A 23767-nucleotide genomic window follows, 5' to 3' on the forward strand; every position below is an offset into this window, starting at 1 on the left:
TGAGTTGCGCACGCGAACGGGCGTGGGCGGGCGCAGGTGGGCGGGCGCGCGTGGACGCGGGCGGGCACGCGTGGGCGGGCGGGCGGACGCGAACGGGCGCGCGTGGTCGCGAGCGGGCACGCGTGGGCGGGCGTCGAAGCGCAGGTCAGTGGGCGGCGGGCGGGTTCTCGTCGGGGTGCAGCGTGCTGAAGAACGAGTACGTGTCGCCGTCGGGGTCGGGGCCGCGCTCCTTGAACTCGTTGACGAGCTCGTAGAGACGGTGCTGGAACTCGGTGCGGTGCTCGGGCGTGAGCTTGAGGCCGAGCCACGTGGTGTCGAGGTCATCGGGATCGACGCCCTCGATCTGCTGCAGGAACGTCTCGATGAGCACGGGGGAACCGCCGGGCATCGACGTCCGCCACGACAGTCCGGTCGCGCGGTACGGCACCTCGCGCGCTCCCTGCGCGCCGGAGCGCTCGGGCTCGGCAGCGAGGTAGCCCGTCTGCACGAGCGTGCGCACGTGGTGCAGCATCGTGCCCGGGTTCATCCCGAGCAGCTCGGCCAGCTCCTTGTTGGTGCGCGACTCGAACGCGCACAGCCGCAGCACGCGCAGCCGCAGCGGCGAGCTCAGCGCGCGCATCCGCGCCTCCGCCTCGGGATCCCCGTGGCGCAGCTCGACCCGGCCTTCCCCTTCGTCCCCCACATGGCCAGCGTACGCCACTGATTGACAGACCTCAATCAGTGACGCAGACTGATTGACATGTCCCAATCAGACGAGCTGCGCGCGGTCGCCACCCCCGAGGAGCTCGCCGCCGAGACGCTCGCCGAAGCGCGTGCCGAGGCCTCGACCCTCACCTCGCGAGCCGGTGCCGATGAGGCCGTGGAGGCGGATCAGGATGCCGCAGCCGCCGCCGCGACGCGCACCCCCGCCGCCACCACGCCCGCCCCGGCGGCCGGCAAGGGCTCGCTGTGGCGCGACCGCAACTTCCTGACCCTCTGGAGCGGCCAGGCGCTCAGCCAGTTCGGCGCGCAGATCACCGAGCTGGCGATCCCCGTGCTGGCCGTCCTCATGCTCGATGCGACCGAGTGGGAGGTGGGCGTCCTCAACGCCGCGCAGGTCGCCGCGTTCTTGGTGGTCGGACTCCCCGCCGGCGCCTGGATCGACCGCATGCGCAAGCGCCACGTCATGATCGTCGCGGACGGGGTGAGGGCCGTCGCCCTCGGCACGCTGCCCGTGCTCGCCCTGGTCGGCGCGCTCGAGATCTGGCACATGATCGTCGTCGCTCTGATCATGGGCATCGCGACGGTGTTCTTCGACGTGTCGAACCAGAGCATCATCCCCTCGCTGGTGCGCACGGATCAGATCGCCGAGGCCAACGGCAAGCTGCAGTCGACCGAGCAGCTGGCGGGCCTTGCCGGTCCGGCGGTCGGCGGATGGCTGGTCGGCGTGCTCGCCGCTCCGCTGGCGATCTTCCTCACCGTCGGCACCTACCTCGCCTCGTTCGTGGCGCTGCTGTTCACCCGCGACCACGAGCGGCTGCGCTCCCCCGACGACCACAGGCCGCTCGTGCACGAGATCGCCGAGGGCCTGCGGTGGGTGTTCGGCAATCCGCTGCTGCGCCGCATCGTCGGCACCACCGGCGTCGCGAACTTCTTCGGCACGATGGCCACCACCCTGCTGCCGATCTTCGCGCTGCGCGAGCTCGGCCTCACGCCGCAGATGCTCGGCATCGTCTTCTCGCTGTCGGCGGTCGGTGGGCTCCTCGGGGCGATCGCGACGCCGCGCATCGTGAAGCGGCTCGGCGAGGCGCGGGCGATCCCGATCAGTGCGATCGCCTTCTCCCTCGCCCCGTTCTTCCTGCCCGCGATCTCGCTCGTCCCGGCACTGGCGTTCCCCCTGCTGGTCGTGCAGTTCTTCGTGATGAGCTTCACGATCCTGCTGTACAACATCACGCAGGTCACCTTCCGCCAGCGCATCACGCCACCGCGGCTCCTCGGCCGCATGAACGCCTCGATCCGATTCGTGGTGTGGGGCGTCATGCCCATCGGCGCCCTCCTCGCCGGTGCGCTCGGCACCTGGATCGGCACCGTGCCCACGCTCTGGATCGCCGCGAGCGGCGAGCTGCTGGCCTGCCTCTTCGTCGTCATCGGCCCCTTCTGGGGCATGCGCGAGCTGCCCGACGCCCACGAGGAGCACGGGACCGGCGGGACCGGCGCTGCCGCTGCCGAGGACGGCGGGGGCGCCGAGCCCGGGCGCTGAGCGGGCGAAGATCGCCGGATGCCCCGGCCCGCCGTGCAGGGTCGGGTCGGGGCCTCCGCGCTCCGCGCGCGACGTCGCCGTGCCTCACGGCCGGCACCCCCGCCCGGTACCTCACGGCCCGGATTACGGCAAGACGGTGCTGACGGGTGCCCGGTCGTGCTTAGGTTGCTCCATGACGGCGCGCATCGTCTCGATCGGCACGGCGGTCCCTGCGACCCGGATCCGGCAGGACGATGTCCGTGCGCTGTTCGCGGGGCAGGACGGTGTCGATCGCCTCACCCGGCGGCGTATCCAGGCGGTGTTCGACGCCTCGGCCATCGAACAGCGTCACACCGTCCTGACCGACCTGGCCACACCGCCCGGTCCACGGGCGGCGGGGGTTCCCGCCTTCGTCGACGCGGAGGGGCGACTGCTCTCCCCGACGACCGGCACGCGCAACGACCTCTACATCGCCACCGCTCCCGCGCTCTCGGCCGAGGCGGCCCGCGAGGCCCTGCGCGACGGGCGCATCGAGCCGTCGGCCGTCACCCACGTCGTCACCGTGTCCTGCACGGGTCTGTTCGCGCCAGGACCGGACTATCGCCTCGTCCGCGACCTCGGCCTGAGTCCCACCGTCGAGCGCTGCCACCTCGGATTCATCGGGTGCGCGGCCGCGCTTCCGGCGCTGCGGGTCGCGACGGCGCTCGCCGCGACGCGGCCGGACGCCGTGGTGCTGGTGGTCTGCACCGAGCTCTGCTCGCTGCACGTGCGCGCGTCTGCCGATCCGCAGCAGATCGTCGCGGCATCCGTCTTCGCCGACGGCGCCGCAGCAGCGATCGTGACGGCGGACCCGGCCGTCGGCCGCGCCGGCGGGCTCGACCTCGAACGCTTCGGCAGCGCGCTCACCGACGAGGGCGAGACCGACATGGTGTGGACGATCGGCGACAACGGCTTCGAGATGGTGCTGTCGGCCGAGGTGCCGCGGATCATCGGCCGCGAGATCCAGGGCGCGGTGGCGCGATTCCTGGGCGACGACGGCGAGCCGGCCGTGTGGGCGGTGCATCCGGGCGGACGCAGCGTGCTCGATCGCGTCGAGACCGGGCTGGGGCTCGGCCCCGACGCGCTGGCCGCCTCCCGCGGCGTGCTGCGCGACTTCGGCAACATGTCGAGCGCGACGATCCTCTTCATCCTCGCGGCGCTGCTGCGCGACGACGCGGTGGGCGACGGCGCCCGTGTCGCCGGGCTGGCCTTCGGTCCCGGGCTCACTGTCGAATCGGCGCTCATGACGAAGCGGCGGGTGGCCGAAGCGGTGGACGACGACATCGCCCTCACCTTGGCGGCATCCGCGTGATGCCGGCGGTGGCCGCCCTCGCTGTCGGCGAGCGTGACGTACGCGCATCGTGCCGACCGTCACCCGCGCCCCACATGCTCGCGGGCGGGCCCGCGTGACCCTCGCCGTCCGCGACGAGCGCCTGGCCGAGCTCATGGACGACCCGGCGTGCGACCCCGACCGACTGCGCGCCACGCTGCGGCGGTTCGGCACGATCAACCGCCTCGTCTCGGGGTGGGGCACGGTCTACCGGCGCGAGCTCGCTCCGCACCTGGCGGCGCTGGGGCGTCCCGCACGCGTGCTCGACATCGGCTCGGGCGGCGGCGACCTCGTCATGCGGCTGGCTGCGGCCGCCAAGCGCGACGGCATCGAGGTCGAGTGGACCGGCATCGACCCCGACCCCCGCTCGCACGAGGTGGCGCTCGAGCGCGACGGCATCGACGGCGTGAGCTTCCGGTGCATGGATGCCGCCACCCTGGTCGCCGAGGGCGACACCTTCGACGCCGTGCTGTCGAATCACGTGCTGCACCATCTCGGCGCCGATCTGCCGGACTTCGTCGCCCAGTCGCAGGCGCTGTCGCACGGACTGGTCCTGCACAGCGACATCGCGCGCTCGCGGCTCGCCTACGCCCTGTACGCGATCGGCATCACGCCGTTCGCGCCCGGCACGTTCCTGCGGACCGACGGGCTGCGCTCGATCCGGCGCAGCTACACGCCGGCCGAGCTGGCCGCCGTGCTCGACGAGGCGAGGCTCGGAACGTGGGCCGTGCAGACACCGGCGCCGTTCCGCGTGCTCGCGACGGGTCGCGGTCGTGGCTGACGTCACGATCGTCGGAGCGGGCCCGGTGGGCACGCTGCTGGCGACCGAACTCGCGCGTCGCGACGTCGACGTGAGGATGCTGGAGCGCCGGCCGGCGCTCGGCGACGGCACCCGGGCCATCGGCATCCACTCCCCCGTCCTCGCCGCCCTCGAGCCGTCGGGACTCACCGACCGGCTGCTCGCCGACGCCGTGCGCGTGCGGCGGGGCGAGGCGCGCAGTCGCGGACGCGTGCTCGGCACTGTGCGCTTCGACGCGCTGGCCGCGCGGTTCCCCTTCGTGGCGACGCTTCCGCAGTCGACCACGGAGTCCGTGCTCGGTGCCGGAGCCCCCGAGCCGCTGCGGGGCGCCCGCGTCATCGCGGTGATCCCGCGTGCGAACGGCGTCGTGGTGCGGGCGACGCACCTCGGCCGCATCATCGAGTTCGAGAGCCGCATCGTGGTGGTCGCGGGCGGCGCGGGCGGCCGCGACCTCGTCTACCGGCCCGGCCGCGTGGGCGTGCGGGAGTACCGGGACCGCTATCTGATGACGGATGCCGCCACCGCCGGCCGTTCCGACGACGACGTCGCGCTGGTGCACCTCGACCCCGACGGGGTGCTCGAGTCCTTCCCGCTGCCCGGCGGCCGGCGCCGGTTCGTGGCCTGGGATGCTCCCGGCGGCGATGACGCGCCTGACGCCCGCGCCGGACGGCTGCGCGAGGCGCTCGCCCGCCGCGGCGAGCAGGCGGCAGCGAACGCCGTGGAGACGGCGACGTCGTTCGGGGTCCGCCGGGTCGTCGCGCCGCAGCTGCGCAACGGACGGGTGTTCGCGATCGGCGACACGGCGCACGAGGTCAGCCCGATCGGCGGTCAGGGCATGAACCTGGGCCTGCTCGACGCCGTGACCCTGGCCCCGCTCCTCGCATCGTGGATGCGCACGGGCGCCCCGCCCGACGCCGAGCTGCGCAGATGGGAGGAGCGCCGGCTGCGGTCGGCTCGGGCCGCGGCGGCAATGGCGACCGTGAACACCGCCCTCGGCCGCGCGCTGCCGCACACCGACCTGCTGCGCCGCACGGCCGTGCGCGCGATGCTCGCCGGTCCGTCCGGTCGCCTGTTCGCCCGGGCGTACGCGATGGACTTCGACGCCGACGCCTGACCGGCGTTGGGCCCCTCGCGGCGGCATCCGTCCCTTCCTGCCCTTCCTTGGGTTTGGGGCGCATGCCGTGCGCTTGGGGCGCGCCGCACGCGCCCCGAACGGACCGCCTGCGCCCCAAACCCCGCGCAGGCACCGCACGCGCCCCACACGCACCGGCTGCGCCCCGAACCCGTGCAGGGACCGCGCGTCAGCCGGCGAGCGCGCTGCCCGAGGCGACGAGCTGGACGGCGAGGAGGAGCGCCGCGAGCATCACGAGGCGGAACAGGGCGCGGGTCGGCGGCCGCGCGATCGCTCGCCACGCGGTGACGACCGCGACGGCGACGACCGCAACGAAGAACACCCAGGACACGGCGGACACAGCAGCGAGGTCGCCGCCGGCCGCGCCGAGCAGCACGGCGATCGCACCCCCGACCACTGCGAGCGCGGCGGTGACCGCCGACGCCCGGGGGCCGAGCCGATGCGGCAGCCCGCGCACGCCGGTGCGGGCGTCGTCGTCGAGGTCGGGCAGCACGTTGGTGAGGTGCACGGCGGCGCCGAGCGCCGCGCCGGCGATCCACGCCCAGCCGGCCGCGAAGGCCGGGTCGGGAGCCGAGAGGGTCGCGAGCGACGGGAAGATCCCGAAGCTCACCAGGAAGGGGACGACGGACCAGGGCGTCGACTTGAGGCCGGCGTTGTACGCCCAGGCAGACCCGAGTGCGAGGGCGTGCGCCGCGAGCATGCGCCAGCCGAGCGGCACCGAGAGCACCAGCGCCAGCGCGAGCAGGCCGAGGGCCGCCGCCCACGCGATGCCGACGGCGACGTCCCCGCGCGCGAGGGGCTTGTCGGTGCGGCCGACCTCTCGGTCGCGGGTCGCGTCGAACGCGTCGTTCGAGATGCCCACCGACAGCTGGCCGGCGAACACCGAGACCGTCAGCAGCGCGATGCGCCAGAGTTCGAGCCCGGTCGCGATCCCGAGCGCGAGCGCGAGCGCCGTCACGACGAGCGTCGGCCCGGGATGCGAGGAGCCCCACAGGGCACGGACGGTGCGCACGCTCGATGCTCTCACGGCCCGGTCCCCGACCTCAGTCGTCGAGCGGCTCAGTCTTCAAGCAGCTCGGCCTCGATCACGTCGTCGTCGTCCGCGGGCTGCTCGGCCACGGACGGGCCGTCGCTGGTGAGCACCAGCGACGAGCCGTCCGCCGCGACATCCACGCGCACGACGTCGCCGTCGCGCACTCCGCCTGACAGCAGCGCCATCGCGAGGCGGTCCTGGATCTCGGACTGGATGAGCCGGCGCAGCGGCCGCGCCCCGAACACCGGATCGTAGCCGCGCTCGGCGAGCCACGCCCGGGCATCGGGCGTCACCGCGAGCGCCAGGCGGCGGTCCTTGAGGCGCCGCTGCAGCGCGAACACCGCGAGCTCGACGATCTGCGCGAGGTCGTCCTCGCTGAGCGCCGAGAACATGACGATGTCGTCGAGCCGGTTGAGGAACTCGGGCTTGAAGGCCTGCCGCACGATCGCCATGACGGTGTCGCGCTTCTGCTCGGCCGACAGCGTCGGGTCGATGAGGATCGGCGAACCCAGGTTCGAGGTGAGCACGAGGATCACGTTCGTGAAGTCGACCGTGCGCCCCTGCCCGTCGGTGAGGCGCCCGTCGTCCATGACCTGCAGCAGCACGTCGAACACCTCGGGGTGCGCCTTCTCGACCTCGTCGAGCAGCACGACCGAGTACGGGCGTCGCCGCACGGCCTCGGTGAGCTGACCGCCCTGCTCGTAGCCGATGTAGCCCGGAGGGGCGCCGACGAGGCGCGAGACCGTGTGCTTCTCGCCGTACTCCGACATGTCGATGCGCACCATGGCGTGCTCGTCGTCGAACAGGAACTCGGCGAGCGCCTTGGCCAGCTCGGTCTTGCCGACTCCGGTGGGGCCGAGGAACAGGAACGAGCCGGTCGGACGGCCGGGGTCGCTGATGCCCGCCCGCGAGCGGCGCACCGCATCCGAGACCGCCTTGACCGCCTGCTTCTGCCCGATCAGACGCTTGCCGAGTTCGGCTTCGAGGTGCAGCAGCTTCTCGGTCTCGCCCTGCAGCAGGCGGCCGACCGGGATGCCGGTCCACGCCGCGATGACGGCCGCGATGTCCTCTTCGGTGACCTGGTCGTTGACCATGCGGTCGCCGGCGGGCTCCTCGCGCTCGGCCTCGACCAGCTGACGCTCGAGCGCCGGGATCTCGGCGTACAGCAGGCGCGACGCCTTCTCGAGGTTGCCCTCGCGCTGCGCGCGCTCGGCCTCCATGCGGGCGGCGTCGAGCTTGGTCTTGAGGTCGCCGACGCGGTTCAGCGACGCGCGCTCGCGCTCCCAGCGGCCCTGCAGCTCGCCGAGACGCTGCTGCTCCGTGGCGAGCGTCTCGTGCAGCGCCGCGAGGCGCTCCTTCGACGCGTCGTCCTTCTCCTTCTTGAGCGCGAGCTCCTCCAGCTTCAGGCGGTCGACGTGACGACGCAGCTCGTCGATCTCGAGCGGCGCCGAATCGATCTCCATGCGCAGCCGCGATGCGGCCTCGTCGATGAGGTCGATGGCCTTGTCGGGGAGCTGCCGCGACGGGATGTAGCGATGGCTGAGGGATGCCGCGGCCACGAGCGCGGCATCCGCGATGGCGACCTTGTGGTGGGCCTCGTACCGCTCCTTGAGCCCGCGCAGGATCGCGACGGTGTCCTCGACCGAAGGCTCGCCGACGTAGACCTGCTGGAAGCGGCGCTCGAGGGCGGCATCCTTCTCGATGAACTCGCGGTACTCGTTGAGGGTGGTCGCGCCGATGAGGCGCAGCTCGCCGCGCGCGAGCATGGGCTTGAGCATGTTGGATGCCGCGACCGACCCCTCGCCGCCTCCGGCGCCCATGAGCACGTGCAGCTCATCGATGAACGTGATGATGCGGCCGTCGGACTCGGCGATCTCCTTGAGCACGCTCTTCAGGCGCTCCTCGAACTGGCCGCGGTACATCGCACCGGCGACGAGCGCGGAGATGTCGAGGGTGACGAGCTCCTTGTTCTTGAGGGACTCGGCGACGTCGCCCGCGACGATCCGCTGGGCGAGGCCCTCGACCACGGCGGTCTTGCCGACGCCGGGCTCGCCGATGAGAACGGGGTTGTTCTTGGTGCGCCGGGTCAGCACCTGGCTGACGCGGCGGATCTCGCTGTCGCGCCCGATGACGGGGTCGAGCTTGCCCTGGCGGGCACGGTCGGTGAGGTTGATCCCGAACTGCTCGAGGGCGCTCTGCGCGTCCTCCTGCCCGGGCTGTTGTGTGGCGTTCATGTCTCTCCTGAAATCCTTGATCGCGAAAGTTGAGTCGCGTTGGCTCAAGTTTACCAGTGTTGCGGTGTGCGGATCAATGTCGCCTCAGTCCTGGATCTCCGCCAGCGCGTCGGCATAGGCGCGGCGCAGCCCTTCGCCGACCCACTCGGAGCCGCGGTAGACGTTGTCCTCCCCGATGTCGGCGGTGAGTCCGCCGGCCGCCAGGTGCGCGATGACCCGCTCCTCGCTCGCGACCACTTTCAGTATCGAGTCGGCGTCGCGCAGCTGATGGGCGAAGCGGCGCAGCACCTCGACGTGCGACAGGCCGATCTCATCGGTGCCCCGCAGCCGCACGATCACCACCGCGCCGCTCGACTCGCGGCTGACATCGGGCAGCTGGCGCTCGAACACCGGCGCGCTCGCGAAGAAGAGGCTCCCGTACGGCTGGAGCACCAGCACCTCCCCCGGCGGGACCACCGCCGGCGGATCGCCCTCGCGCATGCGCCCGTCGTCGGCGAGGTGCACGGCGCGCACGCGCACGCTGTTGGACTGCTCCGCGACGTACAGGATGACGCCGAGTCCGACGCCGACCAGCACCGCGAACTGGAGCGGGATGATCAGGGTCAGCCCGAACGTGACGCCCATGATCGCCGTCGGCAGCGCGCCCGACTTCACCACCGAGTAGATGCGACTCGGCTTGACCGCACGCCATCCCACCACCATCAGCAGGCCCGCCAGTGCCGGCATCGCGACGAACGACACCAGATCCGCAGCGACGAACACCACGACGGCCATCACGGCGCCCGCGATGAACAGCGACATACGCGTCTTCGCGCCGGCCTGCACGATCAGCGACGATCCCGACATCGACCCGCCGACCGGCATCCCCTGGAACAGGCCCGATACGACGTTGCCGAGCCCCTGTCCGAGGAAGTCGCGGTTGGCGTCGGCCCGCTTGCCGTCGGCGGTCGGGATGCCCGCGGACACGGCGGCCCCCTGGACGAGGCCGATGAAGGTCAGCGACAGCGCCGGGATCAGCAGCGCTGGGACGTCGGCGATGCTCGGCAGCACCGGGGCCGGCAGCCCGCGCGGGACCTCGACGATGTCGCGCAGCAGCACCACCGTGCCGCGCACCCACGTGTTCAGCAGCACGGCGCACACCGAGCCGAGGATCACGGCGATGACCAGCCCCATGCTGCCGACCCGGGTGGGCAGGAGCACGACGATCACGAGCACCGAGATCGCGCCGACGATGAGCGACGGGATGCTCCACTGCCCGATGTGCAGGAACACGTCGATCGTCTTGAGCAGCCGATTCGGGCCCTCTGCCTGATAGCCGGTGAAGTTCGAGAGCTGGCCGAGCACGATGTTCACGCCGATCGCCGTGACGAATCCGGTCATGACCGCGGTGGGCACGAAGCTGATGAGGCGGCCGCCCCGCAGGAGCCCGGCGATGACCATCACGATCCCGGTGAGGATCGCGAGCGTGAAGAGGCCTCGATCCGGGTCCGGGAGCGTGCCGAGCTCGGCATCGGAGACGACGAGCGCCATCGCACTGGTCGCCTGCACGGCCATGAACGCGCTGCTCGTGAGCGCCGCGGCGCCCACCATGCCGAAGAGGTAGCCGTACAGCCCGGCCAGCGGGTTCACGCCGGCGAGAAGCCCTGCCGCCAGGCCGTCGGGCACCGCCTCGATGCCGAGGATCACGCCCGCGACGGCGTCCTTGCGCAGGGTCTTGCGCGAGAACCAGGTGCGCGGATGGAAGGCCACGGTCTCACGCTAACGAAGGAGGGACGCGTCGACCGCGAAAGAAAAACACTCAGGATTCTCTCAGGTTCGCTAGTGTGTGCCCCAAGTGCTGCACAGCACCCCTGGGGTGCGGTTCGGGTCTCTCAACCGCACTGGTTTCTCGCCGAACGAAGGGATCTTCACATGACCGACAACAACACCGCAGCCGCGAGCGGGTGGGCAGGGTGGGGCGTCTTCGCCGCCGTCGTCCTGATCGTCACCGGCGCCATCGACGCGTTCCACGGCCTTCAGGCTCTCATCGGCCCTGACACCGCTTACTTCGTCGGCGACGCCGGACTCTTCTCGGTCGACATCCAGGGCTGGGGATGGTGGCACCTCATCGCCGGCGTGCTGCTGATCCTCGTGGGCATCGCCCTGCTGGGCGGCGCGAAGTGGGCGCGCATCACCGCGATCGTGCTGGTCGCGATCAACGCGATCGGCCAGCTCTCGCTCATCGCCGCGCAGCCGTGGCTGTCGCTCGCGGTGCTCGCACTCGACGTGATCGTGATCTACGCGCTCACCGTCCACGGCCGCGAGATCGACGCACGCCGCGGGTAGCGGCGTGACCGAGCGGAGCCCGAGGGCACCGCTCACCTCACGCGACGGATTCGAGCACGGATGCCTCGGCCACCGCTTCGGCGGAGGCCGGGGCATCCGCCATGTGGTCGTCGTTGCACGCGAACCGCGAGCGATACGCGGTCGGCGTGGTGCCGAGCACGCGGGCGAAGTTCTGCCGCAGCACGGCCGCCGAGCCGAACCCGCTCTCGTAGGCGATGCGGTCGAGTCCCAGGTCCGTCTTCTCGAGAAGGCGCTGGGCGTGGATGATGCGCTGGCGGGCGAGCCACGCGGCCGGCGTCGCGCCGTGGTCGGCCTTGAAGCGCCGGGCGAACGTGCGCGGCGACATGTGCGCCTTCGCGGCGAGCTGGTCGACGGTGAGCTCGAGACGCAGGTTGTCGAGCATCCAGTCGGTCACCGGCGCGAGCGAGAGGGAGGTGGTGGCCGGCAGCGGGTTGGCGATGAACTGCGCCTGTCCGCCGTCGCGCTGCGGCGGCACCACCATGCGACGGGCGATGATGTTCGTCAGCTCGGCGCCGAGCTCCTGGCGCAGCAGGTGCAGGCACGCGTCGAGGCCGGCTGCCGTGCCGGCGCTCGTGATGATGCGGCCGTCCTGCACGTAGAGCACGTCGGGGTCCACGTCGATGGACGGGTACATCTCCTTCATCTTGTTCGCGTACATCCAGTGGGTGGTGGCGCGGCGCCCGTCGAGCACCCCTGAGGCGGCGACCACGAACGACCCGCTGCAGACGCTGAGCACCCACGCGCCGCGGGCGACTGCCGCGCGGATCACGTCGAGCACGCGCTCGTCGATGCGGCCCCAGTACTGATGCGGAACCGGCGACACGACGACGAGGTCCGCCTCGTAGGCGAACGACAGATCCTCGTGGACGTTGATCGAGAAGCCCATCTTCGACTCCACGACCCCGGGATCGGGCGTCACGACGCGGAAGTCGAAGCTCGGGATGCCGTCGTCCGAGCGATCGAGGCCGAAGGCCTCGCAGGCGACCCCGAACTCGAACGGCGCGAAGCCGTCCGTGACGATGCAGGCGACCGTGTGCATGCGAACCTCCGTGTGGCAGTTTTCCTGCGATGTGTGGCTATTCTGCCACTCGTGGCAGTTGTCACGCAAGCGTAGCGTTTCTGCCATGTTCATGGTGATTCTTCTCGCAGCACTGTCCGCGGTGGCGCTCTCCTCGACGATCGCCGCCCTTCGCACCGACGGCTACCGTCGGATTCCCACCGACCGCACCCGCCTCCCCTGAGCCTGGCTCAGGCGGTGATGCGCTCGTAGACCTCGACCATCGCGGCGGTCCGCGACGACTGACGGAACCGCTCGCGGACCGACGGATCGGGCCGACGCGCCGTTCCGGCGGAGATATCGGATGCCGCCTCCCGCAGCGCGTCGGCGAGCGCGGCGACCGACGGGTCCGCCGTGACACCGTCGCCGACCGCCCAGAATCCCGCGCCGAGCTCGGCCGCCAGGTCGGGGTCGCTCACCACGGCCGGGGTCCCGAGCGACGCGGCCTCGAAGATCGTCATGCCCTGGGTCTCGAAGCCGATCGAGGTCTGCACCACGGCGTCGGCGGCCGCGATGCGGCGGAGGGTCTGGGCGTACGGCATCCGTCCCGCGAAATCCACCGTCGCGCGCGGGCGCAGCTTCTCGACCAGACGGCGCGCCGCCCGCTGCTGCCCGCCGCCGCCGATGACCTCGACCTCGGCCTCGACCCCCGACGCCGCGAGCGCCTCGAGGAACGGCAGCAGGCGCTTCTCGGGGCTCATGCGGCCGAGCCAGACGAACCGCGGCGGTCCGGGTGCGCGCTCCGCAGGCGCGCCCGCCGAACCCGTCGAGCCCGCCGAGCCCGCCGAACCCGTCGAGCGCGTCGAGCCCATCGAGGCGAGCACCTCATCGAGCACGTCGTCGTCGATGCCGTTCCAGATCACGTCGACCTGCGCGGCAGCACCCGGCCCGGCATCGAGGTGCGGGAGGATCCCACGCCGGCCCTGCGGCACCGCGCCGTGCGCCTCGAGCCGTTTCGCGAAGTGCGACGACGGCGCCGTGACCGCCTCCGAGCGTCCGGCGAACCGGCCCAGGTACGCCCAGCCGTCCCGCCCGACCGGCTTCGCCTCGGCCACGACGCCGAGGGCGCGGCGCTGCCACGCGTTCAGCACCCGCAGCACCAGCTTCGGCAGCGGCGCGGTCGCCTCGATTCCGACGTCGACGCGGTTGTGCATGGTGTGGACCACCGGGAAGCCGTGACGCGCTGCGAACCGATGGCCGATGAACGCGCCCCAGAAGTCCGCCTGCACGTGGACGACATCGACCGCAGGGCGCCCGGTCTCGCGGATGAGCCGCCGGAGTGCGGCATCCAGCCATCGATCGGTGCGGCGTCCCGGCCACGTCATCGAGTACTCGCGGTCCAGCGTGATCGGGATCGACGGCAGATCCAGGTAGGACGGATCGGCGCTTCGTGTCGCCGGCTCGCTCAGCAGCCGTGCGCCCGCCCGGGCCCGGGGGCCGTGCATCGCCGGCGCGACGACCGTGACCGTGTGCCCGGCCTTCTCGAGGAAGCGCCGCTGCAGCCGCATCGAGACCTGGGCTCCGCCGAGGGACTCGACGTGCTGGTCGCCGAACATCACGACGTGCACGATGGCTACTCGGGCAGCGGTTCGTCGCGGTACAGCGCCTCGAACGTGTCGAGCGTGCGGCGCATGTCATGCACCTTGACGCCCTCGAGCGATGCGCGCTGCATGCGCTCGCGCTCCTCGGGCGTCTGGGTCAGCACCGTCGTCAGCTTGGCGGCCAGATCGTCGACGTCGCCGGGGCGGAAGAGGTAGCCGTTCTCGCCGTCGTGCACGAGGTGCGGCAGCGCCACGGCGTCGGCGGCGACGATCGGCAGACCCGACGCCATCGCCTCCATCGTCGCGATCGACTGCAGCTCGGCGATCGAGGCGATCACGAAGAGGCTCGCGTTCGTCAGGAACGACCGCAGCTCGTCGTCGGTGGTGTGGCCGTGGAAGTGCACGCGGTCGGTGAGACCGAGATCCGAGCTGAGCTGCTCGAGGTTGCGCCGCTGGTCGCCGCTGCCGACGATGTCGAAGCGGACGTCGAGGGCAGGGTCGAGCTGCGCGATCGCACGCAGCACGACGTCGATCTGCTTCTCGGTCGTGAGGCGCCCCACGAACACCAGGCGGTGCGCGTCGCGCGGGGAGAGGTCGGCGGTGTAGTTCGACGCCTCGATGCCGCAGCTGACCGGGATGACGCCCTGGATGTCGATCGTGCGCTCGAGGAACTCGGCGGCCTTGCGGGTGGGGGTGGTGACGGCGCGCGTCATCTTGAACGTGCGCTCGGCATCCTGCCAGGCGAGCTTGACGGCGTATCGCGTCCACGAGGCGGGGAGCACGGTGAAGTCGAGCACGTTCTCGGCCATGACGTGATTGGTCGCGATGACCGGGATCCCGCGCTTGCGCGCTTCGCGCGTGAGACCGCGCCCGATCACGATGTGCGACTGGCTGTGCACCACGTCGGGCTGCACTTTGTCGAGCACCCGGCGGGCGTAGTACTTCGAGCGGAACGGCATGACGAACGTGAGCCAGTCGTGCGGGTACCAGCGCCACGACGGCAGACGGTGCATGGTCATCGGCTGCCCCTCGATGACCTCGATGGACGTCCCGTGGTCGCGGTGCGTCTTGCTGGGGGCCATCACGTGCACCTCGTGACCACGGGCCACGAGGCCGGCGGCGAGCCGCTCGGCGAAACGCGCGGCGCCGTTCACGTGGGGCAGGAACGTGTCGGCGCCGATGACGATCTTCAAGGGGTGAGGGGTCGCGGCGGGAGTGTCTTCGGGCGTCGCAGGATCGGTCACGGGGTTGGGGCCTGTCTGTGCGGCGGGCGGGCGGCGGGGGGCGGGTCGCCGCGCGGATCCACTGTACCCGAGGCTCCCCGGAGGCTCTCCAGGAACGCGCCGGACCCGGCACGTACCCTGGTCGCATGCCCCGTTTGCAGGCCGATGCCGATCCCAACCTCTGGGTTCCCGTGACCGAGTCGCTCGGCTTCCGCGGGCGCCGTCACCGCAAGGCGGCGATCCGGATGCTGCTCGGCCAGGCCGGCAGCGCGATGGGCGCTTCGACGGGGTCAGCGACCGCGGGTCCTCGCCCGGGCAGCGGCGTCGCGGCCTGGGCGATGAGCCAGGCGGCACCGTTCCTCATGCGCAAGGCCGCCGGCCGCGTGCTCGTCTGGGTCTGGAAGGCCGACGCCGAGCTCGTCGTCGTGATGGCGCAGGTGCAGCAGGCGACGAACGACCTGCGCGCCGCGCGGGCGATGATGCCGATGGAGTACGACGACACCGAGTCGTTCCGCAACCCGTACCTCGGCGTCGGCGAGAAGCTCGAGCTGTCGCTGCCGCCCGACCCGCGCACCCCGCCCTTCGCGACGTATACGTGGGACACGGGCACGCACTTCGTGACGGTGACGGCGGTGTGCTCCGACCGCGAGCGCTTCGGCACCGTGATCGGCAGCGTCGACGACCTCGCTCGCACGCTGCGCATCGTCGACGACCTGTCCGTCGGCGAGTCGCCCGAGGTGCTGCGCATCGAGCCGAAGAGCTGACGCGGACGCCGACATGACCGAGCCCCGACATCCCGCCGCCCACCGCCCGCTGCGGATCGGCGTGCAGCTGGCGCCGCAGCACGCCTCGTATGCCGCGTACCGCGACGCGGTGCTGCGCGCGGAGGATCTCGGCGTCGATGCGATCTTCAACTGGGATCACTTCTTCCCGCTCACCGAGCCGATGGATGCCGAGCACTTCGAAGCGTGGACGGTGCTGGCTGCGATGGCCGAGCAGACGGAGCGCGTCGAGTTCGGTCCCCTCGTCAACTGCAGCTCCTACCGAAACCCCGACCTGCAGGCCGACATGGCACGCACGGTCGACCACATCAGCGCCCGCGGGACCGGCACCGGCCGGCTCATCTTCGGCACCGGATCGGGCTGGGCGCAGCCCGACTACGACGAGTACGGCTACGAGTTCGGCACGGTCGGCTCACGCCTGGACGCCCTCGCCGACGACCTGCCGCGCATCCGCTCACGCTGGGAGCGGCTCAACCCCGCACCCACCCGGCGGATCCCGATCCTCATCGGCGGTCAGGGCGAGCGCAAGACGCTGCGGATGGTCGCGCAGCATGCCGACATCTGGCACACGTTCACGCGGCTCGGCGACATGCCGCGCAAGATCGGGGTGCTCCACGAGTGGTGTGCTCGCGAGGGCCGCGATCCCGCCGAGATCGAGCTGTCGACCGGCTACACCATCCGCGGCTTCGGCCCGCTTCTCGAGACGGATGCCGCACCCCGCCTGTACGAGCTGGGCTTCCGCCTCATCATCCCGGCGATCGACGGCCCGGACTACGACCTCTCGCCGCTCGCGCCCCTGCTGGAGTGGCGCGACCGGATCAACGGCGCCTGAGCGCGGCGGGCCGGTACGGTAGCCACGTCCGCCGTTGCTCGAGACCATCAGGAGGCCACGCCCATGGGCGCCGTCATCGGAGACATCCTCACGCTCGCCCTCGGTGTCGCGATCAGCCCGATCCCGATCATCGCGGCCATCCTGATGCTGCTGTCCCCGAAGGCGCGGGTGACCGGCACCGGATTCCTGCTCGGATGGGTGCTCGGGATCGTGGTCGCGGTGACCGTCTTCACCCTGCTGTCGTCGGTGCTCCCCGAGGGGGACGAGGACGCATCGCAGCCGATCAAGGGCGTCATCCAGCTCGTCCTCGGCGTCCTGCTGCTGCTCCTCGCGCTGCGGCAGTGGCGCGGCCGGCCGAAGGCCGGAGCGGAGCCGGCGCTGCCGAAGTGGATGCAGGCGATCGACACGATCACCTTCCCCAAGGCCCTGGGCCTCGGATTCCTGCTGTCGGCGGTCAACCCGAAGAACCTGCTCCTCGCGGCGAGCGCGGGCGTGACCATCGGGGCCGCCGGCCTCGACGCCGGCTCGATCGTGGTCGTGATCGCGGTCTTCACCGTGATCGCGGCATCCACCGTCCTCGTGCCCGTCGTCGGCTATCTCATCGCCGCCGAGAAGCTGCGGGGCCCGCTCGACGCGCTGCGCGGCTGGCTCGCGAAGGAGAACGCGGTCATCATGGCCGTGCTGCTGCTGGTCATCGGCGTCGCGATCATCGGCAAGGGCATCGGCAGCTTCTGATCCGAGGCGACCGCGCCTCTGACCCGAGACCGGGCCACTCCCGCCCGGGCTACGGTGGATCCGTGACTTCGCCGACCCACGACCAGGTGCTCCTCGGCGGCGGCGTCTTCCGCATGGGGTCGGACGAGTTCTACCCCGACGAGCAGCCGGTGCACGATCGTGCGGTCGCGGCCTTCCGGATCGACCGGTACGCGGTCACCAACGCCCAGTACGCCGCCTTCGTCGACGACACCGGCTACGTCACCGTCGCCGAGCGCGAGCTCGACCCCGCGAACTTCCCGGGCGCCGATGTCACCTCGCTCTCGCCCGGGGCGATGGTGTTCACCCCGACGCCCGGGCCCGTCGACCTGCGCGACTGGCGCAACTGGTGGCGGTGGGAGGCCGGCGCCTGCTGGCGTCGGCCGTTCGGACCCGAGTCGTCCGTCGACGACAGGCTGCGGCATCCGGTCGTCCACATCGCCTTCGAGGACGCCGCGGCCTACGCCGAGTGGGCGGGGCTGCGTCTGCCGACCGAGGCCGAGCACGAGTACGCCGCCCGCGGCGGGCTCGACGGCCGACGCTTCGCGTGGGGCGACGAGCCCTACCCCGAGGGCGTGGCGCAGGCGAACTCGTGGCTCGGGCGCTTCCCGTACGACAACCAGGGCGTGGGCGACGCGGCGCCGGTCGGCTCGTACCCGCCGAACGGCTACGGGCTCTACGACATGACCGGCAACGTGTGGGAGTGGACCACCGACTACTACACGCCGCGGCACCTGCGCCTGTCGGACAAGCCCGTCGACGCCGGCAAGCGCGCGAACCTGCTCGCCGCGGCGAGCGCCCAGGAGGGTTTCCCGTCCATCCCGCGGCGTGTGCTCAAGGGCGGATCGCACCTGTGCTCGCCGGAGTACTGCCTGCGCTTCCGGCCCGCCGCGCGCTCGCCCCAGGCGGAGGACACCGGCATGTCGCACATCGGGTTCCGCTGCGCGAGCGAGGCCTGACTCTGCGCTACGAGGTCCTTGTCGAGGGGAGTCGGATCGTCGGCGATCGAGGATCACGGTCGTTGAGCGAGCGAGGAACGACCGGGACTCACGCTCCTTGAGCGAGCGAGGAACGACCGGGACTCACGCTCGTTGAGCGAGCGAGGAACGAGCGGACTCACGGTCGTTGAGCGAGCGAGGAACGACCGGGACTCACGGTCGTTGAGCGAGCGAGGAACGAGCGAGACGAAACGCGTTACGCGCTCGGGAAGACCTGCGCCCAGTCGTCGCGCACACTGACGACCGTGAACCCATGGGCGGATGCCGCCTCCAGCGCCTGCTCCGCGCCCTTGTCGTACGGCGCGTCGCCGCGGTCGGTGTCGTCGTCGTGGTGGATCAGCACGCTCAGGCTGCGGGGACTGCCCTGTGCGAACCGGAGCATGGGGATGTCGCCGTTCGAGTTGCCGGCGGCGAGGATCGGCCGACGGCCGACGCGCATCCAGATGCGCACCGGCTTCTCGGGGCCGTCGTCGAAGAACGCGAGCTTCGGCGTGTACCGGACCACGTTGTCGTCCCCGTCGTACTCGAGGCCCATCCCGGTGCCGACCACGCGCTCGGCCGGGATTCCGTAGTAGTCCTGCGTCATCGGGCGCATGAAGTCGCGGTCGCCGCCCGACACGATGTAGACGCCGAAGCCGTTCGCCTCGAGGAACCGGATGAGCTCCACCATCGGCTGGTAGACGGTGTGGGCGTACGAGCTGCCGAGCGACAGGTGGCGCGCATCGCGATAGAAGGCGGCGACGGAGGCCTCGTAGTCCTCGACGCTGGCACCGGCACTCGACTCCGCGACGGCGGCGATGAGGGCGCCCAGGTCGGAGTCGTCGCCGCTGTAGTGCTTGTCGATGGCCTCCCCGAGCCAGGCCAGATCGCCCGACATGGCGGCACGATAGGGCTGGCGGTCGGCGAGTGCGGGATCGGCGGCGGCCGCCGCCTTCCACTGCTCCAGCAGGTAGTGGAGCTGTGTCGGCATGGGCTTCTCGGTCCAGAGCGTCCCGTCGTTGTCGAACACGGCGACGCGGGCATCCGCGGGAACGAAGTCGGGGCCGCCTTCGGCGGTGACGGCGGCGACGAAGTCGAGGATCGCGGCGCGGCTCGCCGTATCGCGCCAGGACGGCAGCTGGTCGGTCATGCACGCGACTCTAGCCCGAGGCGTCGCCGGCTGTTTGGATGGGACGGTACGTCTCGTTCCCCCCTGCCGACAGGCGCGACCGACATCGGTCCACGTCGTCACTTCTTCTACGTCTCGGACGAGGACAGCACCTGCGTCGAGGGCCCGATCGGGCAGACGACGGATGCCGCGCGAATGGGCGCCTCTCCGTCCCGGCGGAAGTTGACGTCGGCCCGCCACACGGCCAGCATCGGGGAATGGCCGACGTTCAGCGCAGCATCCTCCCCATCCCCGATCAGGAATACACCGGCACCGTCACCTACGACGCCACCGATCCCGATACCCACTACCCGCCGATCGAACGTCTGCTGCCGCCGGCGGGCGCGCCTAACGTGCTCGTCGTCCTCATCGACGACACCGGCTTCGGCGCGTCGAGCGCCTTCGGCGGCCCGGTGCAGACGCCGAACTTCGAGCGCGTCGCCGCGCGGGGCCTCAAGTACACCCGGTTCCACACGACGGCCCTGTGCTCCCCGACGCGTGCCGCTCTGCTCGCGGGACGCAACCACCACACCGTGGGGATGGGCGGTATCACCGAGATCGCCACGAGCGCGCCCGGCTACAACTCGCTGCGGCCGAACAACTGCGCGCCGCTGCCGGAGACCCTCAAGCTCAACGGATACAGCACGGCGCAGTTCGGCAAGTGCCACGAGGTGCCCGTGTGGGAGGCGAGCGCGGTCGGGCCGTTCGACCACTGGCCGCACCCGGGCGGCGGCTTCGAGTACTTCTACGGGTTCATCGGCGGGGAGACCAACCAGTGGTACCCCGCGATCTACGAGAACACCTCACCCGTCGAGCCGTGGGGAACGCCCGAGCAGGGCTACCACTTCATGGCCGACATGACCGACAAGGCGATCGACTGGACGCGCCAGCAGAAGTCCCTCGCCCCCGACAAGCCCTTCTTCACCTACTTCGCACCCGGTGCGACGCACGCGCCGCACCACGTGCCGACGGAGTGGGCCGACAAGTACAAGGGGAAGTTCGACCAGGGGTGGGACGCGGTGCGGGAAGAGACGTTCGCGCGACAGAAGGAGCTGGGGGTCATCCCCGAGAACGCGGTGCTCACCGAGCGGAGCGCTGGGATCCCCGCGTGGAACGAGATGAGCGACGCGATCAAGCCCGCCCTCGCCCGCCAGATGGAGGTCTATGCGGGCTTCCTCGCGTACGCCGATCACCACGTGGGCAGGCTCCTCGACGCCCTCGAAGAGCTCGAGGTGCTCGACGACACCCTCGTCTACGTGATCATCGGCGACAACGGCGCATCGGCTGAGGGCTCGATGCACGGCACCACCAACGAGGGCTTCACGATCAACCACATGAACGAGATCGAGGACGAGGCGTACGTCGCCGCCCACATCGACGATCTCGGCACGCCGAGCTCGTACAACCACTATGCGATCGGCTGGGCCCACGCGATGGACACCCCGTACCAGTGGACGAAGCAGGTCGCCTCCCACTGGGGAGGCACCCGGAACGGCACGATCGTCAGCTGGCCCAACGGCGGCGTCGAACAGGGCGGCATCCGCAACCAGTTCTCGCACGTGATCGACGTGGCGCCGACCGTGCTCGAGGCCGCGGGCATCCCGGAGCCGTCCACCGTGCACGGCGTCACCCAGCGTCCGTACGAAGGTACGCCGATGAACTACACGTTCGGCGACGCCGACGCCCCCGAGCAGCACGAGACGCAGTACTTCGAGATGCTCGGCAACCGCGCCATCTTCCACAAGGGATGGACGGCCGTCGCGAAGCACAAGGATCCGTGGCTGGCCTCCTCGCACGGGCTCGACGAGGACGTGTGGGAGCTCTACAACGTCGAGGAGGACTGGACCCAGTCGCGCGACCTCGCTGCCGAAGAGCCCGAGAGGCTCGCTCACCTGCAGCGGCTGTTCCTCATCCAGGCGGCGCGGTTCAACGTGCTGCCGATGGATATCCGCTCCGCCGAGCGGTTCAACGCCGACCTCGTCGGCCGGCCGCAGCTGGTGCTCGGCACGTCGCAGAAGTTCTACCCGGGCATGAGACGGCTCAGCGAGAACAGCGCGATCAACATCAAGAACAAATCGTGGACGGTGACCGCGTCGGCCGACGTGCCCGAGGACGGCGCGAACGGCGTCGTGATCGCCCAGGGCGGCGCCTATGGCGGATGGTCCTTCTACACGGTCGACGGGAAGCTCGCGTTCGCCTACAACCTGCTGGGGATCCGGACCGACATCGTGCGATCGGATGCCGCGGTGCTGGCGGGCGCCCAGGAGCTGCGTGCCCACTTCGCGTACGACGGCGGCGGTCTCGGCAAGGGCGGGACCGTCACCCTCTATGCGGGCGAGGAAAAGATCGGCGAGGGCCGCGTCGAGCGCACGCTGCCGTACCAGTTCACCTTCGATGAGACCGTCGACGTGGGGCGCGACCTCGCCTCGCCGGTGTCCGGCGACTACGCCGCGACGGGCAACGAGTTCAACGGCGCCCTGTCGTGGGTGCGCATCGATCTCGGGGACGACGACCACTCGCATCTGATCGACGACGAGCACAAGCTCGCGGTCGCGATGCTCAAGCAGTAGCGACAGGAGCAGCGCAGGGACGGATGCCTCGGCCGAGGCATCCGTCCCGTTCTTCGTTCCCGGGTGCTTCAGGCGGCGGCCGCCGTCAGCCCTTCCTCGACGGTGTCGTGTGCGCGCCCCGCATCACGGAGACCGGCGTACCAGGAGTCCTTGGCCGCGACGCTCGCCGCCGAGTCGGGGAGCCCGGCGAGGTGGAGCGCGACGCCCCGGCCGGCGAGCTCGCGGTCGAGGTCGGCGAGCATGTCGAGGACCGTCATCGTCACGACGTCCTGCCGCTCGAGGTCGAGCACGACCGCCGTCGCCTGCTCGTCGGTCGCGAGCCGGATGATCGCCTGCTCGTTCTCGAGCGCGTTGGCGGTGTACAGCGCCCGCAGGAGGTGCACCGCGATGGCGTCGCCCCGCCGCTCGTCCACCTCGAGCTTCGGGATATTGAGCTCGCGGAGCACCAGCACGAGCGTCACGACGACCCCGACACCCACGGCGGCGAGCAGACCGGCCGACAGCCCGATGAGGGCGACGACGACGGCGATCCAGAAGTCGGTCGGGCTGATCCGCGCCCAGCGGACGAGCTCCGGGATGTCGATGAGACCGATCACCGCGACGAACACCATGGCGGCCAGCGTCGCCTGGGGCAGCAGACTCAGCACAGGGCCGAAGAACAGCGCGACCAGCACCGCCAGCGCCACCGTGACGAGAGTCGACACCTGCGTCTTGGCGCCGGCGCTCTGGTTGACGGCGCTCTGCGAGAACCCGCCGGCCGCCGGCATCGTGGAGAAGAACGCGCCGGCGACGTTGGCGGCGCCGGTCGCCATGAGCTCCTGGTTGCTGTCGATCTGCGGCTCGGTGGTGCGACGGATGCCGCGAGCCACGGCCGCCGACTCGAGGAAGGCCATCACGGCGATCGCGAGCGCCCCCGGCAACAGTGCCGGCAGCGTCGACAGCTCCGGGAGGCCCGGGAGGGGCAGGCCGGAGGGAACCGGCGCGATGAGGTCGACGCCCGCCTCCTCGAGCCCGGCGAAGGCGACGAGGAGGATGCCCGCCCCGACGACGATCAGCGCACCCGGCACCTTCGGCGCGAACCGCTTGAGCAGGAGGAGTGTCGCGATCGACCCGGCCGACAGCGCGATGGTCGGCCAGTTCACGCTGCCGAACGCCTGTCCGACGGCAGCGAGCGAGCGGAGGAACCCGTGGCCGGAGAAATCGTAGGTCTCGCCCAGCAGCTTCGGCAGCTGGCCGACGGCGACGGTCGCGCCGACGCCGATCTTCATGCCGAGCAGGGTCGCGCCGCTGATGTTCTCGACGAGCGAGCCGAGGGTGAGGAGGCGTGCGAGCAGGAGGATCGCCCCGACCAGGAGAGTCAGCATCATCAGCGCCCCGACGGCGTCGTGCGGGTCGTCCGCCGCGGCCGCGACCCCAGCCGACACGAGGGTGGTGGCCGTGAGAGTCGCGATCGTCGAGGTGGTCGACACGCTCATCGCGCGACTGCCGCCGAGGAGTGCGTAGACGAGCATCGGCACGATGCAGGTGTAGAGGCCGATCTCGACGGGGAGGTTCGCGATCGTCGCGTAGGCCATCGCCTGGGGAACGACGACGGCGCCCGCCGAGAGGCCGCCGACGATGTCGGGCACGAGCCACTCGCGGCGGTAGCCGGCGAGGGTCGGCAGCACGCGGCGCGGACGCGGGGCGGGCGCGGTCGTCGTCATGAGCCGAATCTACCCAGCGACCTGCGCGGG

The 23767-nt window shown here is 71.2% G+C and carries 19 protein-coding genes; 10 read left to right on the forward strand and 9 right to left on the reverse strand.

The genetic code is table 11. The annotated features are described in order from the left end of the window. Positions 1-145: 145 nt before the first annotated feature. Entirely contained in the window at positions 146-682 is a 537-nt protein-coding gene (locus tag MRBLMI12_RS08290; RefSeq protein ID WP_363355566.1) for a winged helix-turn-helix domain-containing protein, read from the reverse strand. Between the two features lie 57 nt (positions 683-739). On the opposite strand from MRBLMI12_RS08290, the gene MRBLMI12_RS08295 reads away from it, so the two are divergent. The 4 genes from MRBLMI12_RS08295 to MRBLMI12_RS08310 all read left to right on the forward strand — a co-directional run bounded on the left by MRBLMI12_RS08295 (position 740) and on the right by MRBLMI12_RS08310 (position 5500). After that, a complete protein-coding gene (locus MRBLMI12_RS08295) occupies positions 740-2239 on the forward strand; it encodes an MFS transporter (RefSeq protein WP_363355568.1) in 1500 nt (499 codons plus the stop codon). Between the two features lie 172 nt (positions 2240-2411). Continuing rightward, on the forward strand, positions 2412-3569 hold the full coding sequence (locus MRBLMI12_RS08300) for a type III polyketide synthase (protein ID WP_363355570.1): 1158 nt from the start codon (positions 2412-2414) through the stop codon (positions 3567-3569). Positions 3570-3663: 94 nt separating this feature from the next. Then, positions 3664-4368 carry a methyltransferase domain-containing protein gene (locus MRBLMI12_RS08305; RefSeq protein ID WP_363355572.1) on the forward strand — a complete coding sequence of 235 codons (705 nt, stop codon included), beginning with the start codon at positions 3664-3666 and terminating at the stop codon, positions 4366-4368. Then, the gene (locus tag MRBLMI12_RS08310; RefSeq protein WP_363355574.1) at positions 4361-5500 is read left to right on the forward strand and encodes an FAD-dependent oxidoreductase; all 1140 of its coding nucleotides are present in this window, start codon (positions 4361-4363) and stop codon (positions 5498-5500) included. The genes MRBLMI12_RS08305 and MRBLMI12_RS08310 overlap by 8 nt, the downstream gene beginning before the upstream one ends. A gap of 187 nt (positions 5501-5687) precedes the next feature. Here the strand turns inward: MRBLMI12_RS08310 and MRBLMI12_RS08315 are convergent, their stop codons facing one another. From MRBLMI12_RS08315 to MRBLMI12_RS08325, 3 genes are all read right to left on the reverse strand, one after another. Continuing rightward, a complete protein-coding gene (locus tag MRBLMI12_RS08315; protein ID WP_363355576.1) occupies positions 5688-6530 on the reverse strand; it encodes a UbiA family prenyltransferase in 843 nt (280 codons plus the stop codon). Between the two features lie 47 nt (positions 6531-6577). Beyond that, on the reverse strand, positions 6578-8785 hold the full coding sequence (locus MRBLMI12_RS08320) for an ATP-dependent Clp protease ATP-binding subunit (protein WP_363355578.1): 2208 nt from the start codon (positions 8783-8785) through the stop codon (positions 6578-6580). A gap of 84 nt (positions 8786-8869) precedes the next feature. Beyond that, a complete protein-coding gene (locus MRBLMI12_RS08325; RefSeq protein ID WP_363355580.1) occupies positions 8870-10534 on the reverse strand; it encodes a SulP family inorganic anion transporter in 1665 nt (554 codons plus the stop codon). A gap of 162 nt (positions 10535-10696) precedes the next feature. On the opposite strand from MRBLMI12_RS08325, the gene MRBLMI12_RS08330 reads away from it, so the two are divergent. Further along, complete coding sequence (locus MRBLMI12_RS08330) at positions 10697-11110, forward strand: DUF7144 family membrane protein (protein ID WP_349425570.1); 414 nt, start codon at positions 10697-10699, stop codon at positions 11108-11110. A gap of 37 nt (positions 11111-11147) precedes the next feature. On the opposite strand, the gene MRBLMI12_RS08335 is transcribed toward MRBLMI12_RS08330, so the two are convergent. From MRBLMI12_RS08335 to MRBLMI12_RS08345, 3 genes are all read right to left on the reverse strand, one after another. Further along, on the reverse strand, positions 11148-12170 hold the full coding sequence (locus MRBLMI12_RS08335; protein ID WP_363355582.1) for a GlxA family transcriptional regulator: 1023 nt from the start codon (positions 12168-12170) through the stop codon (positions 11148-11150). 209 nt (positions 12171-12379) lie between these two features. Then, complete coding sequence (locus MRBLMI12_RS08340; RefSeq protein WP_363355584.1) at positions 12380-13756, reverse strand: glycosyltransferase family 4 protein; 1377 nt, start codon at positions 13754-13756, stop codon at positions 12380-12382. A gap of 5 nt (positions 13757-13761) precedes the next feature. Further along, positions 13762-14973 carry a glycosyltransferase gene (locus tag MRBLMI12_RS08345; protein WP_363355586.1) on the reverse strand — a complete coding sequence of 404 codons (1212 nt, stop codon included), beginning with the start codon at positions 14971-14973 and terminating at the stop codon, positions 13762-13764. A 125-nt stretch (positions 14974-15098) separates the two neighbouring features. Here MRBLMI12_RS08345 and MRBLMI12_RS08350 point away from each other — a divergent pair, with 125 nt between their 5' ends. The 4 genes from MRBLMI12_RS08350 to MRBLMI12_RS08365 all read left to right on the forward strand — a co-directional run bounded on the left by MRBLMI12_RS08350 (position 15099) and on the right by MRBLMI12_RS08365 (position 18278). Continuing rightward, the gene (locus MRBLMI12_RS08350; protein ID WP_363355588.1) at positions 15099-15716 is read left to right on the forward strand and encodes a hypothetical protein; all 618 of its coding nucleotides are present in this window, start codon (positions 15099-15101) and stop codon (positions 15714-15716) included. 13 nt (positions 15717-15729) lie between these two features. Continuing rightward, entirely contained in the window at positions 15730-16566 is an 837-nt protein-coding gene (locus MRBLMI12_RS08355; RefSeq protein WP_363355590.1) for an LLM class F420-dependent oxidoreductase, read from the forward strand. A 63-nt stretch (positions 16567-16629) separates the two neighbouring features. Continuing rightward, entirely contained in the window at positions 16630-17301 is a 672-nt protein-coding gene (locus tag MRBLMI12_RS08360; protein WP_363355592.1) for a GAP family protein, read from the forward strand. A 62-nt stretch (positions 17302-17363) separates the two neighbouring features. Further along, positions 17364-18278 (forward strand): formylglycine-generating enzyme family protein, encoded by a 915-nt coding sequence (locus MRBLMI12_RS08365; RefSeq protein WP_363355594.1) that lies wholly within the window; start codon positions 17364-17366, stop codon positions 18276-18278. 235 nt (positions 18279-18513) lie between these two features. On the opposite strand, the gene MRBLMI12_RS08370 is transcribed toward MRBLMI12_RS08365, so the two are convergent. Next, entirely contained in the window at positions 18514-19446 is a 933-nt protein-coding gene (locus MRBLMI12_RS08370; RefSeq protein ID WP_363355596.1) for an HAD family hydrolase, read from the reverse strand. A gap of 236 nt (positions 19447-19682) precedes the next feature. Between MRBLMI12_RS08370 and MRBLMI12_RS08375 the strand changes: the two genes are divergently transcribed. Beyond that, a complete protein-coding gene (locus tag MRBLMI12_RS08375; RefSeq protein ID WP_363355598.1) occupies positions 19683-22034 on the forward strand; it encodes an arylsulfatase in 2352 nt (783 codons plus the stop codon). Between the two features lie 68 nt (positions 22035-22102). Here MRBLMI12_RS08375 and MRBLMI12_RS08380 read toward each other — a convergent pair whose 3' ends face one another. Beyond that, entirely contained in the window at positions 22103-23737 is a 1635-nt protein-coding gene (locus tag MRBLMI12_RS08380; protein WP_363355600.1) for a SulP family inorganic anion transporter, read from the reverse strand. Between the last annotated feature and the right edge of the window lie 30 nt (positions 23738-23767).

The sequence above is a fragment of the Microbacterium sp. LMI12-1-1.1 genome, assembly GCF_040676455.1.
In the GTDB taxonomy this organism is placed as follows: domain Bacteria; phylum Actinomycetota; class Actinomycetes; order Actinomycetales; family Microbacteriaceae; genus Microbacterium.

Bases quoted from the DNA above. Each gene is read 5' to 3' on its own strand.
- MRBLMI12_RS08295 (WP_363355568.1), top strand. From the start codon at position 740: ATGTCCCAATCAGACGAGCTGCGCGCGGTCGCCACCCCCGAGGAGCTC.
- MRBLMI12_RS08335 (WP_363355582.1), bottom strand. From the start codon at position 12,170: ATGCACACGGTCGCCTGCATCGTCACGGACGGCTTCGCGCCGTTCGAG.
- MRBLMI12_RS08355 (WP_363355590.1), top strand. From the start codon at position 15,730: ATGACCGAGCCCCGACATCCCGCCGCCCACCGCCCGCTGCGGATCGGC.
- MRBLMI12_RS08330 (WP_349425570.1), top strand. From the start codon at position 10,697: ATGACCGACAACAACACCGCAGCCGCGAGCGGGTGGGCAGGGTGGGGC.
- MRBLMI12_RS08320 (WP_363355578.1), bottom strand. From the start codon at position 8,785: ATGAACGCCACACAACAGCCCGGGCAGGAGGACGCGCAGAGCGCCCTC.
- MRBLMI12_RS08375 (WP_363355598.1), top strand. From the start codon at position 19,683: ATGGCCGACGTTCAGCGCAGCATCCTCCCCATCCCCGATCAGGAATAC.
- MRBLMI12_RS08360 (WP_363355592.1), top strand. From the start codon at position 16,630: ATGGGCGCCGTCATCGGAGACATCCTCACGCTCGCCCTCGGTGTCGCG.
- MRBLMI12_RS08380 (WP_363355600.1), bottom strand. From the start codon at position 23,737: ATGACGACGACCGCGCCCGCCCCGCGTCCGCGCCGCGTGCTGCCGACC.
- MRBLMI12_RS08300 (WP_363355570.1), top strand. From the start codon at position 2,412: ATGACGGCGCGCATCGTCTCGATCGGCACGGCGGTCCCTGCGACCCGG.
- MRBLMI12_RS08370 (WP_363355596.1), bottom strand. From the start codon at position 19,446: ATGACCGACCAGCTGCCGTCCTGGCGCGATACGGCGAGCCGCGCCGCG.
- MRBLMI12_RS08350 (WP_363355588.1), top strand. From the start codon at position 15,099: ATGCCCCGTTTGCAGGCCGATGCCGATCCCAACCTCTGGGTTCCCGTG.